15 protein-coding genes and 1 pseudogene are annotated in these 15,720 nt (G+C 35.5%); 12 read left to right on the top strand and 4 right to left on the bottom strand.

All coding sequences use genetic code 11. The features are described from left to right. The first annotated feature begins 153 nt into the window (after nt 1-153). The 6 genes and pseudogenes from B2R82_RS03265 to B2R82_RS03240 form a co-directional block, all read left to right on the top strand. Nucleotides 154-1,485, top strand: coding sequence for an alpha/beta hydrolase family protein (locus B2R82_RS03265; RefSeq protein ID WP_286923501.1), 1,332 nt, complete (start codon nt 154-156; stop codon nt 1,483-1,485). Nucleotides 1,486-1,877: 392 nt separating this feature from the next. Beyond that, the gene (locus B2R82_RS03260; RefSeq protein ID WP_286923500.1) at nt 1,878-2,435 is read left to right on the top strand and encodes an RNA polymerase sigma factor; all 558 of its coding nucleotides are present in this window, start codon (nt 1,878-1,880) and stop codon (nt 2,433-2,435) included. Then, on the top strand, nt 2,401-3,834 hold the full coding sequence (locus B2R82_RS03255) for a DUF4367 domain-containing protein (RefSeq protein WP_286923499.1): 1,434 nt from the start codon (nt 2,401-2,403) through the stop codon (nt 3,832-3,834). The genes B2R82_RS03260 and B2R82_RS03255 overlap by 35 nt, the downstream gene beginning before the upstream one ends. A 463-nt stretch (nt 3,835-4,297) precedes the next feature. Then, nucleotides 4,298-5,155 (top strand): RhaT/GlcU family sugar-proton symporter, encoded by an 858-nt coding sequence (locus tag B2R82_RS03250; RefSeq protein ID WP_286923498.1) that lies wholly within the window; start codon nt 4,298-4,300, stop codon nt 5,153-5,155. A 15-nt stretch (nt 5,156-5,170) separates the two neighbouring features. After that, entirely contained in the window at nt 5,171-5,956 is a 786-nt protein-coding gene (gdh, locus tag B2R82_RS03245) for a glucose 1-dehydrogenase (protein ID WP_286923497.1), read from the top strand. A gap of 200 nt (nt 5,957-6,156) precedes the next feature. Next, nucleotides 6,157-6,339 (top strand): annotated as a pseudogene (locus tag B2R82_RS03240) (hydrolase); the annotation flags it as partial. Between the two features lie 54 nt (nt 6,340-6,393). Here the strand turns inward: B2R82_RS03240 and B2R82_RS03235 are convergent. The 3 genes from B2R82_RS03235 to B2R82_RS03230 all read right to left on the bottom strand — a co-directional run bounded on the left by B2R82_RS03235 (nt 6,394) and on the right by B2R82_RS03230 (nt 8,175). Continuing rightward, nucleotides 6,394-6,729 carry a 2Fe-2S iron-sulfur cluster-binding protein gene (locus B2R82_RS03235; RefSeq protein ID WP_286923496.1) on the bottom strand — a complete coding sequence of 112 codons (336 nt, stop codon included), beginning with the start codon at nt 6,727-6,729 and terminating at the stop codon, nt 6,394-6,396. Nucleotides 6,730-7,225: 496 nt separating this feature from the next. Then, a complete protein-coding gene (locus B2R82_RS24080) occupies nt 7,226-7,357 on the bottom strand; it encodes a transposase (RefSeq protein ID WP_414674113.1) in 132 nt (43 codons plus the stop codon). 311 nt (nt 7,358-7,668) lie between these two features. Then, nucleotides 7,669-8,175, bottom strand: coding sequence for a helix-turn-helix domain-containing protein (locus B2R82_RS03230; protein ID WP_286923495.1), 507 nt, complete (start codon nt 8,173-8,175; stop codon nt 7,669-7,671). Nucleotides 8,176-8,340: 165 nt separating this feature from the next. Here B2R82_RS03230 and B2R82_RS03225 point away from each other — a divergent pair, with 165 nt between their 5' ends. The 3 genes from B2R82_RS03225 to B2R82_RS03215 all read left to right on the top strand — a co-directional run bounded on the left by B2R82_RS03225 (nt 8,341) and on the right by B2R82_RS03215 (nt 11,273). Beyond that, entirely contained in the window at nt 8,341-9,681 is a 1,341-nt protein-coding gene (locus tag B2R82_RS03225) for an MFS transporter (protein WP_286923494.1), read from the top strand. Nucleotides 9,682-9,711: 30 nt separating this feature from the next. After that, nucleotides 9,712-10,695: an ornithine cyclodeaminase family protein gene (locus B2R82_RS03220; RefSeq protein ID WP_286923516.1), complete on the top strand. Its 984-nt coding sequence runs from the start codon at nt 9,712-9,714 to the stop codon at nt 10,693-10,695. An 86-nt stretch (nt 10,696-10,781) separates the two neighbouring features. Beyond that, nucleotides 10,782-11,273: a DinB family protein gene (locus tag B2R82_RS03215; protein WP_286923493.1), complete on the top strand. Its 492-nt coding sequence runs from the start codon at nt 10,782-10,784 to the stop codon at nt 11,271-11,273. 400 nt (nt 11,274-11,673) lie between these two features. Here B2R82_RS03215 and B2R82_RS03210 read toward each other — a convergent pair whose 3' ends face one another. Beyond that, the gene (locus B2R82_RS03210) at nt 11,674-12,567 is read right to left on the bottom strand and encodes a LysR family transcriptional regulator (protein ID WP_286923492.1); all 894 of its coding nucleotides are present in this window, start codon (nt 12,565-12,567) and stop codon (nt 11,674-11,676) included. A 135-nt stretch (nt 12,568-12,702) separates the two neighbouring features. Here B2R82_RS03210 and B2R82_RS03205 point away from each other — a divergent pair, with 135 nt between their 5' ends. The 3 genes from B2R82_RS03205 to B2R82_RS03195 form a co-directional block, all read left to right on the top strand. After that, on the top strand, nt 12,703-14,154 hold the full coding sequence (locus tag B2R82_RS03205; RefSeq protein ID WP_286923491.1) for an alanine/glycine:cation symporter family protein: 1,452 nt from the start codon (nt 12,703-12,705) through the stop codon (nt 14,152-14,154). Beyond that, nucleotides 14,141-15,298: an iron-containing alcohol dehydrogenase gene (locus tag B2R82_RS03200; RefSeq protein WP_286923515.1), complete on the top strand. Its 1,158-nt coding sequence runs from the start codon at nt 14,141-14,143 to the stop codon at nt 15,296-15,298. Before B2R82_RS03205 ends, B2R82_RS03200 begins: the two co-directional genes overlap by 14 nt. 88 nt (nt 15,299-15,386) lie before the next feature. Further along, a partial coding sequence (locus tag B2R82_RS03195) for an aldehyde dehydrogenase family protein (RefSeq protein ID WP_286923490.1) occupies nt 15,387-15,720 on the top strand: 334 nt, incomplete at its 3' end.

Here is a 15,720-nt window from a genome sequence, read left to right as displayed (position 1 = left end):
GATTTTAAGGTTAAAGTGCTAGACTACTAACAATACTTAATCAATGTCATAGGGAAAAGGGGAAACATTATGAATTTTTTCGATTTACTTGTAATCAGCATAAACTCCATTCTCCTGGGGAGGTTCCTGTTTTTTAGTAAATCTAGGAATAGATTGAATATTTTCTTATTAATTTGTGCTGGGATGATAACAGGACTTCACATGCTTATTGAGGGCTATAGATGGCAAATACTACCTGCATATTTACTACTCTTACTGCCATGCATTCAATTTCTCTTTTTTTGGAAAAATAACATCTCCACATCTTGGCTAACACGAATAGTAAAGGGGTTCTTATATATCCTTTGGTTATATGTAGTATTTGAATTACCTATCATTGCCCCAATGTTTTCATTTCCAGAGCCGACAGGACCATATAAAATTGGAACAACCAGCCTCCATCTTGTTGATGAAAAGAGACTTGAAGAATACACAAAGGAACCGGATGATCATAGGGAATTAATGATTCAAATTTGGTATCCTGCAGAAGTTAACAAGAATGAGTTAACAGCTCCTTATACTACTCATTCGAAAGAGCTAGCGGCTGGTCTACAAACAGCTTTACCTTTACCACAGTTTGCTCTACAGCATTTGAATAAAATTCAAACACATTCCTATCAAGATGCGCAATTAGTCAAGAATGAATCTGGTTGGCCAGTATTACTGTTTTCACATGGGATGAATTTATATCGATATCAAAATACCTTTCAAGTAGAAGAATTAGTGAGCCATGGTTATATCGTTGTCGGGATAGATCATACATATGATGCTGCAGCTACTGTATTTCCTGATGGACGCACAGTTCTAAATTCACCTCAATTAGATGACGGTATCCCTGCTCTCGATAAACATATAGCAGTATGGACAGATGATGTAACCTTCGTACTAGACCAGCTTGAAAAGTTTAACCAAACAAAGAACGAAGAATTATATCATTCTATGGATATGAAGAAAATCGGCATGTTTGGTCACTCTTATGGTGGAGCTACTGCTATGCAAATGTTGCTGCGTGATGATCGAGTAAAAGCTAGTATTAATATGGATGGAGGTTTATTTGGAGACGATGCACCAAAGCAAGGGGTAGGCAAACCTTTTTTAATGATGAATGCCGATGAAATGGAGAAATATATGACGGAGGCAAAGAATTCAGAGAAAAATGATCTAGCAACAACCCTCTTTAAAGAGTTTGATAGACGTCAAACGCTTGCTTTAAAGGGTGGAGGCTATTCATTGACCATTCCAAACACAAACCATGCCAGCTTTACGGATACTTCTTTATTCTCAAAACTTTTACAATCAAAAGGAGAAGATCCGCAATATGTTCATCAAATCATTAATGAGGTTAGTCTTGAATTCTTCAATCAATACGTGAAAGATGATGCAGCAGCTTCGATGAAAAAAATAGCTGATCGTTATCCAAAAATTCAATTGACTAAAAATAAATAATCAATCGGATTTCTTAACATGTTAAGTAGTCCAGAAGTTCTTGTTCAAAATGAAGGATAAGGATTTGATAGACTTTGTAAGACAATAAAAATAAAACCCGAACTATTCCGTGAAACTCTAATTTAGTGTTTCGTATAGTTCGGGTTTTCTGTTTATTTTGCATTATTTATTAAAACCTGCAACAATAGGCAGTTATGCTCCAGCATAATTGAACTAATATTTTGGAGATATAAATTATACTGTTTTTTTATCAATCTACCAACGGCTTTCCACATTCATATCTATAGCTATGAATGATTAAGCTCTTGTCGGATACAACTTGGCTTTCTAATAGGAGAAAGTGTCACAAAGTATGTCATCCAATCGTTATATAGAGTGAGAGGAGGGATTGCATGAAAGCTAGAAATAAGGATTATGAAAAAATGGTAGAACTATACGAGTTGTATGAACAAAAAATTTATTATGTAGCTTATTCCATTTTAAATAATATTCAGCAAGCTGAAGATATCGTTCAAGAGACGTTTATTACTCTCTATCAGAATCTAGAGAAAATCTACAGCTTAAACACTGAAGAGCTCAAACGTTACATATTGAGAATTGCGAAAAACAAATCAATTGATGGCTATCGGAAAAATAAACGACATGTAATGTTTTTAGATGAATATCAAAGAGAGTCGCCAGAAGTAGCAGATGAAAATATTGATGAGTGGGAGCAGCGTTTAATGTCAGAGGTACAAATTGATACATTGCTAACAGAGTTAAATGACTCTTACAAACAGATTTTTAAGTACAAAGTCTTCTATAACTTAACGTATCAGGAAATTTCAAAGATAATGGGGATCACTGAAGTCAATGCCCGCAAGCAATTTGAACGAGCTCGAAAACGAGTCCAGAATATTATAGGAGGTATAGAAAATGACGAATTCAAAGAACTCCAAAAATATGTATGACATTGCTGAGAAAATCGCTTTAGACGATTTTGATCATCAAAATGAACAACATAAATTTTCAGATACCTACATGGACAAAAAGAAATTGTTTATGGAGGAAATTAAGTTGAAAAATAAACAGTCACTGCAAAAACGTAAAAAGAATCGCATTTTAATCGCCGCTGCCTGCTTAATGTTTGGTATACCAACAACTGCTTTTGGTGCAGTAAAAGTCTACGATATGATTGTTCAAAAACAAAATTATGAAGTAAATGTCTCAGTGTCAGATAATACCTCAAAAAAGAAGGACAGTTGGTATAAACTAAAAGTAAATTATTTACCGGAAAATATGGTAGAAAACAAAAATGCTCCTATGAAATATTCATTTAAAGATAACTACGAAATGGGCGGGTTTTCATTCTATCTTTGGAGAGTTGGTAAAAATACCAATTTCCACACTCTGTACTCACAAAGCTATGAAGAAAAAGAGATAAATGGTAAGAAAGCAGTGATTGTTAAAAAAGATACCGGAAACAAAAGTTTAGTATTTGATAGAAAGGTCTATCTTTTATTTGAAGAAGAGGGGATTATGGTAGACGTTGAAATTGGCAATGATGTAAGTGAAGAACTTATAATGAAGGTCATGGAGAACATTTCACTTGAGCCCACATCAAAAGAAATGGCATCATTTATAGCAGATTTCGATAATCCTCTTTATAGTGAAGAGGATGAACCAATCGAATTTAGCGTTATTCCTTTGAAAAAAGACAGCACACAACTATTTAGTGTAGGAGAAAAGGTTCCAGTAACCATAGATCAAATAAGTAGATTAGACAATCTTGAATTTGTTATCGAAAAAGTTGAAATCTTTGATTCAATCACAGATTTTAAACAAAATAACTTTAATGGAGTTGGCCTAAGAAGCTTAAGTAGGTATAAAGCTTTAGATCAGAAAAAGATATTGTTACCGTATAGACGGGATATATATAAAGTAGGTAATGGTAAAGATTCAATTTATGAATTAGTAGAGTCAAAATTAGTGGCTCCTAAATTTGTCTACCTAACTACAACAGTGAAAAACATTGGTAAAGAGGCAACAGAAGAAATCTATATGCGTCCAACTATACAAGTGCTTAAAAATAAAAATAATGCATGGCACTATGCTGGAGAAGATGGAATTGACGAAAAAAGTATTATGACGGGTGAGGTTGATTATTTAGCACCTCATGGAAAGGGAAAAGCTTTTTACAATATAGGAAATATCCAACCCGGACAAACGATTAACATGAACTTAGGTTATTTTGTAGACGAGGATAAGCTAGATTCTATCTTCCTTAAAGTTTTCGGCGATTACAGTAGTTTTAATGGATCTGAAAACATGAATGCAAAAGATCGTTGGTGGATTGATATTCGTAAATAGGAAAAATGATAGAAATAAGCAGTCTATTATGTGCAGTTTTTCTGAAGGAAATTTTTAAAATATAATCTAAAAAGTAAGAGGAATTCATTTTGAACAAATGTTCAAATGGATTCTTTTTTAATTTAAGAAGTTTCTTATATCAATGGTATAAAAGTTTTGTTTCGTTCCATATTAATTATGTTGCTCTTCTGATATATGAGAGAAGAATTAGTAAAAGTAATACACTTGTCTAATATTTCTTCTACTATTTGATGGGTGATGAGATTTATATCTAAAAAATTCATCTAATAAAGTGAAATTATTGGAAAGTGTATATTAGCAGCTATTATTAAAAGCGCGAGTGGAATTACATGTTGAAGCAACGAAAGATGTTCGTAAAGTAACAGAATGTGTTGATGCTATTATTTTCAGTGTTTCCACTCGGTTACAGAGAAAAAATTTACTATAGATAGGGGAGCAAAAGATGGATATCTTCCTAGCGATTTTACCAGCTCTTTTTTGGGGAAGTATTGTGCTCTTTAATGTCAAGCTTGGTGGTGGTCCCTATAGTCAAGTGCTTGGAACAACAATTGGAGCACTTCTCTTCTCTATAGGTGTTTATTTTGTTGTTAAACCTGTGTTGACACCTGTAGTTTTGGGTGTCGGAATTGTATCAGGCCTTTTTTGGGCATTAGGGCAAGCAAATCAATTAAAAAGCATCGATTTAATGGGCGTTTCTAAAACAATGCCCATTTCAACAGGTCTACAATTGGTCGCAACAACATTATTTGGAGTCATTGTCTTTCATGAATGGTCGACTACAATATCCGTAATCTTAGGTATCCTTGCATTGATCAGTATTTTGATTGGTATCGTTCTCACATCGTTGCCAAATCCAGAGGAAAAAAAAGAAGAGCAAGGAAAAAATTTAAGAAAAGGAATTTTAATTTTACTCGTTTCTACTTTTGGTTATTTAGTCTATGTGGTGATTATCCGCTTATTTGATGTAAATGGATGGTCCGCTCTATTACCGCAAGCAATCGGAATGGTCATAGGTGGTATTTTATTAACATTTAAACATAAACCATTCAATAAATATGCGATTCGTAATATTATTCCAGGTTTAGTTTGGGCTGCAGGGAATATGTTTTTATTTATCTCTCAGCCACGTGTAGGAGTTGCCACAAGTTTTTCTCTTTCCCAAATGGGGATCGTAATTTCAACTTTAGGCGGAATTTTTATTATAGGTGAGAAAAAAACCAAACGACAACTTATAGCAATTTTCATTGGGATTATCTTTATAGTCGCTGCTGGAATTATGCTAGGGATGGCGAAAGCATAAGGAGGAGAATTTTATATGTATCCAGATTTAGAAGGAAAAGTTATTGTTATTACAGGTGCTTCAACAGGATTAGGAAGAGCAATGGCATTACGCTTTGGCGAGGAGAAGGCAAAAGTTATCGTTAATTTTCGTTCAAATGAGAAAGAGGCAAATGCGGTTGTTGAAGAAGTGAAAAAAGCCGGTGGGGAAGCCATTGCCGTAGAAGGAGATGTGTCGGTTGAAGGGGATGTCATCAACCTCGTCCAGACTGCTGTAAATAAGTTTGGAACCCTCGATGTGATGATTAATAACGCTGGTATAGAAAATCCTGTACCCTCACATGAAATGCCGCTCGATGATTGGAATAAAGTAATTAATACGAATTTAACAGGAGCATTTTTAGGAAGTAGAGAAGCGATTAAATACTTCGTGGAGAATAATATTAAAGGTTCTGTTATCAATATGTCCAGTGTTCATGAGCAAATTCCTTGGCCTTTGTTCGTGCATTATGCGGCTAGTAAAGGGGGCATAAAATTAATGACTGAAACTTTAGCGTTAGAATATGCTCCAAAAGGAATTCGTGTCAATAACATCGGACCTGGAGCGATCAACACGCCTATAAATGCTGAAAAATTTGCAGATCCAGCTAAACGGGCAGATGTAGAAAGCATGGTTCCGATGGGGTATATCGGAAAACCAGAAGAAATTGCTGCAGTAGCAGTATGGCTTGCTTCATCACAAGCTAGTTATGTAACAGGGATTACCCTATTTGCTGATGGTGGAATGACATTATACCCTTCTTTCCAAGCAGGTCGTGGGTAAGTAAATATCTACAACGACAAGATAATTAGTTTCCTTATCAGAGCAGTATATCATTAATAAAACACAAATAAAAATTGGCATTGGAATTTAACCTCTCCAATGCCTTTCTTTAATCTATAAGAAAAAACCGCCCATTACGAACGAAGAATTAGTAGATCGGGAATTGGCCTTTCAGTTAACAAGTTGCAAAGACTTTAATGCGTATGGCTCATAGTGGCGTACAGTTGATGAACTGGTTTAGTATTGCTAGTGAATTACAACGTGATTAGCGAAACGACATCGCAGGCTTCGGCGCATTATTTGCAAGCCAACTTCCTGGCTATCAAAACGTTACAGCAAGCTATGAAGGTGCTCAAAAAGATTTTAATAAGCAGCAAAAATAACATAAAGGAATTAAAAAAACGCGGATTTCATTTTAACTCCGCGTCTTAGTAAGGTTAATCTGCTGGTCTTGGGCCTCTAGCGCCCTGTGTATTTTCAGAAGTTAAAATGGGCCGAACGGTAATGTCTCCTATGACACGGATTTGACAAGATAGCCGTAAGCAGTCCTCAAATAAATTCTCATCAATATTTTTAATAGCAAAGGCGGTTTTTTCTATTTTCGAAATATCCTTATATTCCCCAGCTAAAACCTCTACTCTACAAGTAGTACATTTTGCTTTTCCACCACATAGATGAAATATTTCTATACCATTATCTTCAAGTGCTAAAACTAATTTTTTTCCTTCCTCTACTTCAAATGTTTTTCCTCCAAATACGTTGATAAGTGGCATCTAATAATACTCCCTTCATAAATTTCCTAATGGATGGGGGTAACGAAGTAAGTGTTATTATCAGTTTGTATTGTTCCGGCTATTCTCATACAAAAAAATCATTTATTGTCTAAAAGCTTAAAGATTTTACCTAGCGAGGATATCTGTTTGGTGGGAGGGTAGATAGCCAAATGGCGGATAACCATAAGATGGATAGCCATAGGAGGGGTACCCATAGGAGGGGTACCCAAATGGTGGATAGCCATCAAAACCAAACCATGGGAAAAACATTCTTTCTATTGGATTGCTAGGGGCATGGCAGCTAGGACTTGGTTTTCCGCAATCAGCCTACTTAGTAAGGGGATCACGCACCCGTTTATTGGCATTCGCTTTTAATTCCGTTTCATCTGCCACCCATGTTTCATTCGCAATAAATCCTTCATGGTGAATGAAAAGAAGACAATGTTAAAAAAACTCCTCCCAAAACGCCACACCCTGTAGACGTTGCGAAAGAAACTTAGAAATTGTTGAGTGATCTGGAATTTTTTCTGCCTAAAAACCAGCGATACGTTACGTGTTGCTTCACTTGCTTACATGTAAAGCGAACTGAACGAAAGCCTTCTAAATACTGAATCAATAAGATTTTCATCAACATGATCGGATCTTTTGTTGGACGGCCAATGCTGTATGGATAGAAAACTTCCAACTGTTTCGATACAAAATTTCACTAAATGATGCGAAGGGGCGTACATCAACTCATAGAACTTTCAATTCTCTTCAATCTCTCTTCTGGAGTATGTAACGTACATAAAAAATCCACTCACTTCACTTATTTCATTAATGAGAGGATTTTATCGGAATGTTCACATTTTGTCTATAGACGATTTTGTTTTCCAACACAATGAGAGCTATGCTACACATTACATGTAGCATGGCTCTTTTCATTTTAATAAGTCTTTTTTATTGTGAAGAAACAAGTAGAAACTTGACAGGTTTTTTTTGGTAGTTGTACCAGTAATGCGTTTTTCGGGCATCGAACATTTTGGATTCGTTTTCTTGTAAAACAAATTTTTGTTCATCAATAATAACGGTCAGTTCACCTTCTACAACATAGATAAATTCATGACCGTCATGGGAAAGAGCGTTCCCTTCATTTTCTCCAGCCTTTAATGTCACAAGCATCGGGAGATAGGAAGCATCTATATGCCCATCTGATAAGTCTAAATAATGGAATTGGGAACGTATTTCATTTAAATCTTCATTGTTAGTAGGGAAAAAAATACTTGGATTTACACCTAAAGCATCTGAAATTTTCTTCAAGGATTCTAATGTAACATTAGATTTTCCTCTTTCCACCTGCGATAAGAAGCTAATAGAAACTCCTGTTTGAGAGGCAAGCATTTTTAATGTATATTGTCTTTCTTTGCGTATTCTTTTCAATGTCTCCCCTAGAAAATCTGATGTCATCATATCAAACCCCTTTATTGATTATACTTTATTCTATACACGTTTTAATAGAAAGTCATAATAAAAAAATAACCCCCATTATTGACAGAGAATTCGGGTAATTGTAAAGTGATAACAAGAAGAAATTGAAGTACCACTTCAATTTTGAACAAAGGGGGAAAATAGATGGATGGAAAACAAATGAGAAAGATTTGGATAGCTAGTTTGGTAGGGAGTTCCATTGAATGGTTTGATTACTTTTTGTATGGCACAGTTGCCGCACTCGTTTTTAACCAAGTGTTTTTTGTCAATGATGATCCGACAGTAGGTTTGTTACTTGCTTACGCATCCTTTGCTTTATCGTTCTTTATTAGACCGTTTGGTGGAGTCATTTTCAGCCATATTGGAGATAAGATTGGCCGTAAAAAAACACTCGTATTAACGCTGAGTTTGATGGGGATTGCTACCTTTGGGATGGGATTACTTCCTACATATCAAGCTATTGGCATCTGGGCTCCCATATTGTTGATTACTTTACGATTAGTACAAGGTTTAGGTATTGGTGGAGAATGGGGAGGAGCTCTTTTACTTGCTGTCGAATATGCACCAAAGGAAAAGAGAGGATTATATGGGGCTATACCACAAATGGGTGTAACGATTGGTATGGTGTTAGGAACTGTTGCATTGTCTATAATGACATTACTTCCTGAAGGGTCCTTTATGTCATGGGGATGGCGTATACCATTTTTAATAAGTGCATTTTTAGTTTTATTTGGTTTATGGATTCGTAAAGGGATTGATGAGACGCCCTCATTTAAAAAGGTGCAAGAATCAGGAGAGATTCCTAAACTACCTATTTTAGAAACTTTAAAAAACTATTGGCGTGAAGTATTAATTGCCATTGGAGCTAAGGTTGTTGAAACAGCACCTTTCTATATTTTTGGAACATTTGTTGTATCCTATGCAACATCAAATTTAGGTTTTTCAAGAACTGTCACTCTAAATGCCGTCATGATTGCCACAATTATTACGACCATTTTAATTCCTATAATGGGGAGCTTGTCCGATAAATATGGTCGCAAAAAGTTATATATTATAGGAACTGTTGGTATGATACTCTTTGCATTTCCTTATTTCTGGATGTTACAGCAACAATCCGCGATATTACTTGTAGTAGCTACAATCATCGGTTTAGGCATTATTTGGTCGCCAATTACGGCCGTACTAGGGACAATGTTTTCAGAAATTTTTGATGCAAAAATTCGTTACACAGGGATTACACTTGGTTACCAAATTGGTGCAGCTGTAGCAGGAGGAACGGCTCCTTTAGTAGCAACCGCTTTATTAGTTCAATTTGATAATTCCTATGTACCGATTGCGTTATATATTATTTTTACAGCAATCGTTTCATTAATCGCCATTTGGGCTGTTAAAGATCGTAGTCAAGAGAATTTAGACAGTGAAATTCATAAAGACTCGAAATTAAGTGAAACGAAAAAAATTCCAATTGGGACTATGAAGTCTTGATGACAGATGATTTAATGGAGGATATTGATGATGTTAATAGTAAACGAAGAACAGATTATGAAAAGCTACAATATGAAAAATGCGATAGAGGATGTTAGGAAAGTATTAAAAGCAAAAGAAGAAAATCAGATAGCCGATGTGCATCGTACTGTCATAGATTTTCCAGACCATGATGCATCTGCACTCTATATGCCAAGTGCAGATTTAGTGAGTGAAGTTGCTGCTGTAAAAGTGGTGACCATTTTCCCTAAAAATTCTCCAAAAGGAATGCAAACAACGCAAGGAGTACTATTACTTACAGATGCAGAGAATGGCTCACATGTGGCAATGATGAATGCCTCTTATCTAACTCGACTTAGAACTGGGGCTTTAAGTGGGATTGCTACCGATTATTTATCAAAAAAAGATGCGACAATTCTAACAGTAATTGGTACAGGTGGGATGGCTTTTGAGCAAGTACTAGGCGTACTAGCTGTAAGATGTATCACAAAAATTCTACTCGTTAATAAAACAACCTCTAAAGCACACCGTTTTGGTGATAAATTAAAAGAATATGGGGTGAAAATCCCTTTTGAAGTCATAGATGAAGTATCTGAGGCAGTCAAGCAAGCAGATATTATTTGCTGTGCTACAAGATCAAATAGTGCCGTTTTAGATGGAGAATATTTAAAGCCAGGAACTCATATTAATGGTATAGGTTCTTATTTACCAACTATGCGAGAAATTGATGAAACTACTATTTTGAAGGCAAATAAAATCGTAGTAGATAATAATAATGGCGTAAAAAATGAAGCTGGTGAATTTATTCATGCAGCCAAAAAAGGGATCTGGTCATTCGACGAGATATATTGTGAACTTGGTAAACTAGTCACAAAGACTAAGAATGGTAGAGAGGACGAACAGGAGATCACCATTTTTAAATCGGTAGGTGCAGCTTACTATGATTTAGCAGTCGCAAAAGGAGTATATCAAAAGGCAAAGGAACTAGGAATTGGTATAGAAATTGATGTGTGATACTAATGACAAAACGATCATTAGCAGAAGGAATACAGGTCTGTTTTATCTACAAAGGAGACAGGATCAAATGGGAGGAATTGAATATGGTTGCCAAAACACTGCTGTTACGACAATGGACAAGCTGCTTAGATGAAGAAGACTGGTTCCCACCACTTGAAAAAGTGCTAGAGGATATTACTTTAGAACAGGCCATTTGGAAGCCATCTGAGGGAGCAACGAATTCCATTTGGGAAATAGTTTGTCATCTACTTTTCTATAAAAAGAGATTTCTCATGAGAATTCTTGGTGATACAGCAAATGAACCACAGGCAGAAAATAATGACGCTACGTTTCAATTGCCGACTGTGACATGGCAGAATTGGGAGGAAACCAAACAGGAATACTTGTATGTCCATCGGGAACTAGAAAAAATACTGGCAAAACCAGAATATGAAGAATTGTACAAAGAACTCCCTGAGGAACGATCATTAGTGATTGAACTGAAGAGCTTAGTAATGCACGACGCCTATCATATTGGGCAAATTGTATTCCTAAGTAAAATGCAAGGAGCTTGGCCAGAGAAGCGTAGCTTTTAAAGAATCTTATATAAAAAATGGGAACATCCAAATCGGTTGTTCCCATTTTTTATAGCTAAAAACAATAATATGTAACCTAGCCTCATTAATCTTTAGTGGTGACACAATAAATGTGAGACAGTTTTTTCTTAAGATACATATAGGAAATTTCAGAAACATTTACAGACATTAACATTTTATAAAGATAGATATATATAGCGATAAAATATTATTTTTTTCGCCTATCCACCTTGTGTGGATACAAGATAGATTTGTTCCACAGCAACAATAATGATGGCTTAGAGAAGTATTCTTTACTGAAAATTTATTAAAAAGAAGTGTTTGGAACACTCTTTTTTATCTAAATTCCCACTGGGGGATATGATTTTCACTCAGCATTTCTGATTTTTTAAAGGACAGATTACTCATTTGTTAATATATAATTCTCTGTTAAATCAACAAAGGCTTTTAAAGCAGGGGACATCCATTTATTTTTATGCCAAAATAATTGTATTTTGGTAGTAAAATCTGGTCCTCCCCAGTTTACTTTTCGAATACTACCTTCTGTTATTTCCCTTTTTACAGAGATCTCCGGTAGTATGGCGATTCCCAAATCCGCTATTACACATTTCTTTATTGCCTCAACATCAGCTAACTCCAATTTACTTCGTGGCTTTGCACCTACCTGTATCAATGAATTTTCGAAAGCACAACGGTAGTCGCATTCTTCTGTTAACAATAATCTTTGGTTATCTAAATCAATTGGTTTTACCTCTTGTTTCTCACTAAGTGGGTTGGTTGGACAACAAACAATAGCCATTGGTTCTTCTTTTAATTCTTTCACTATTAAATGTGAAGATGTTACAGGATTCATAGATAGTAACGCGACATCAATTTGACCTTCCATTAATAAATTTAAAAAATCCTTTTCAGATATTCCAGGGCGAAAGATAAGTTCAACCTTTGGATACTTTGTTTGGAAGTCATTTAAGATATTAGGTAGTCGGTAAGTACATTGTGTTTCTGAGGCACATATTCTCAAGATACCACTTGGTTCATTAATTCCACCAACCACATCTAAGGCTTCTTCTGTTAATCCTAAAATTTTGTCTGCATAGTCCTGAAGAAATACCCCAGCTTCTGTTAAAATGACTCTTTTTCCAAGTCTTTCGAAGAGAGGCGTTCCCAGTTCTTCTTCTAAAGCTATTATATTCGCAGTGATACTAGATTGGGCATACCCAAGAATTTGAGCTGTTTTTGTGAAATTTAATAATTTTGATGCTGTTTGAAACATAATTAATTGTTTAATTTCCAATTTCCAACCCCCTAAATCGGCTCAGCCGATTGATGTAATCAAAAAATCTCTATAGATTGATTATAGCATTTTTTATATGATTTATGCAGGCGCCCGAAAGACAAATAATTTGAAATATTCAGAGGGGGAAGGGCTTTGATTGAAAACATAATAAATACAGTAAATAATTTCTTGTGGACATATATTTTAGTGGTAATGCTAATAGGCTTGGGGATTTACTTTACTGTGAAAATGAAATTTATGCAAATACTCTATTTAAAAGAGATCGTTCGTTCCATTTTTGAAAAAGCACCTAAAGCAAAAGATGGAAGTAATGAAATTTCCTCAATGCAGGCTTTTTTCATAGGGGCAGCAACAAGAATTGGCACTGGGAATATGGCAGGGGTAGCCATCGCCATAACAGTCGGTGGGCCGGGTGCAATTTTTTGGATGTGGTTTGCAGCTGTATTAGGTGGTGCATCTGCATTTGTAGAAAGTACATTAGCTCAAATTTATAAAGTTAAAACTGATGAGGGCTTTAAAGGAGGGCCAGGATATTATATTCAAAAGCAATCCGGACTTAAATGGCCAAGTGTGATTTTTGCATTTATGATTATTCTTAGTTTTGGACTAATCTTTAATGCCGTACAAACGAATACAATTACAAGTGCTTTTCATTACTCTTTTGGTTTAAGTCCCGCTTTAATGGGCGTATTTATAACAATCCTTACTGCTTTGATTATATTTGGTGGTGTGAAGAGAATTGCTAATTTTACGCAAATTATTGTACCTATCATGTCAATATTTTATATCAGTCTAGCACTTTATATTATTGGTACCAATATTTCTGACGTTCCTGCCGCTTTTGTAAATATCTTCAAAAGTGCCTTTGGCATAGAACAAATTGCTGGTGGTGGAATTGGGGTAGCCATTATGAACGGGGTAAAGCGAGGTCTATTTTCGAATGAAGCAGGTATGGGAAGTGCTCCAAATGCAGCTGCAACCGCTAATGTTTCTCACCCTGTTAAACAAGGATTTGTTCAATTGTTAGGTGTATTTTTTGATACTTTAATTGTTTGTAGCTGTACAGCATTTATTATCATGCTTTCAAATGTAGAGACAACAGGTGAACTATCTGGTATTGAAATTACACAAGCAGCTATGACACAACATTTTGGCTCATGGGCAAGTATTTTTCTAGCTTTTGCAATATTTACTTTTGCCTTTAGTTCCATTGTAGGTGGATATTACTATGGTGAAGCAAATCTCAGCTTTATACACAATAGTTCATTAGCATTGTTAATTTATCGAATTGCGGTGTTAATCATGATTATGTTTGGTGCTTTAGCCAATCTTCAAATTGTTTGGAATTTAGCTGACTTATCCATGGCCATTATGGCTGTTATAAATCTGATCGCCATTGCGTTTTTGGGTAAATTTTCATTTGCTGCTTTAAATGATTATATGCAGCAACGCAAATTAGGAATAAATCCTATATTTTATGCTTCTAGCATCCAAGGGTTGAAAGGCATTGAGTGCTGGGAATCAGACAAACAATCTTTTATAACAACAAAACATAAAGAAGGAGAGAAAAATAATGAACTTTGAATATTATTGCAATACAAAAATGATAATGGGTGCTGGTAAATCAAAAGAAATAGGCAATATTTTAACGGATATCATTGAACCACATTCAAAAATTATGATTGTCAGCGATCAAGGAGTAATTAAGGCAGGATTAATCGCTCCAATTGAAAGACATCTTACAGAATCAGGGTATAGCGTTATCATATTTGATCAAGTGTCTCAAAATCCACGAGATAATGAATGTTTAATTGGCGCAGAGATATTTAGAAAAGAACAAGTAGAATGCTTGATTGCTGTTGGGGGAGGAAGTCCTATGGATACAGCAAAAGCGATTTCATTACTAGGACCAAATGGAGGAACACCTGAAGATTATGTCGAAGGAAAGAAAGCGTATACAAATGTTGCACCAGTGATTTGTATCCCAACAACAGCTGGAACAGGTTCAGAAGTTACTCGTTCATCAGTAATTACTCTAGCTTCATCACATAAAAAAATCACTTTAAAGCATGCATTACTTAGACCAACAGTTGCAATATTAGATCCTGTCCTTACGACTACAGTTCCAAAGGGTATAACAGCTGCAACAGGAGTCGATGCGTTGGTACATGCCATTGAAGGCTTTACATGTAAAGTAACTAATCCAATTTCCCAAGCTATGGGAGCAAGTGCAATGGCAACCATTGTAGAATACCTTCCTAGAGCATACGATAATGGAGAAGATTTAGATGCGAGATACAAGATGCAGGAAGGTAGTTTACTGGCTGGTTTGTGCTTTGGATCAGCTGATGTTGCGGCAGTACATTGTTTGGCGGAAGCTTTAGGAAGTCTTTATGACACTCCACACGGTATCGCTAATGCTGTATTTTTACCATATGTCATTCAATTCAATTCTTCTGAAAATAAACCGTTGCATGCCAGATTAGCGAGAATCATGAATTTCGCAGAAAAGAACGATACCGATGAGGAAGCCATCAATAAATTAGTCAATCATTTATATGACTTTACAAAAAGACTTGGAATTCCAACTTTAAAAGAATTATCTTATGTGAAAGAGGCAGATTTCGATAAGATGGCAGAATTAGCTGAACAAAACAACTCTACTCCAAGTAATGTACGTACTATTACGAAGGCTGACTATTTAGAAATCTTAAAAGCAGCATTTTAGAGGAAATATGAGTACATTTTCTTAAGGGTTAGATAAATTAATCTCTTGCCACCAAATAAATACAAAAGAAGAGGAGAACAAGGTGACTATGAATAACTTTACTAATAGAAAGTACAAACACGAACCATTCACTGATTTTTCACAAGAGGAAAACTACAATGCTTACGTAGAGGCTTTAAATAAAGTTGAAGGCTACTTAGGCCAAGACTACCCACTAATTATCGGTGGCGAACGCATTACGACAGAAGATAATATCGTTTCATATAACCCTGCTAAGAAAACAGAAGTGATTGGTCGCGTATCAAAAGCAAGCAAAGACTTGGCTGAAAAAGCGATGCAAGCAGCAGATGAAACATTTAAAACTTGGAAAAGGGTAGATCCAGCTATTCGTGCAGACGTTCTTTTCAAAGCAGCAGCGATTA

Source organism: Lysinibacillus sp. UBA6686, from assembly GCF_002455205.1.
In the GTDB taxonomy this organism is placed as follows: domain Bacteria; phylum Bacillota; class Bacilli; order Bacillales_A; family Planococcaceae; genus Lysinibacillus; species Lysinibacillus pakistanensis.
The sequence above is the reverse complement of the archived record's forward strand: the minus strand, read 5'-3'. Positions and strand labels throughout refer to the sequence as shown.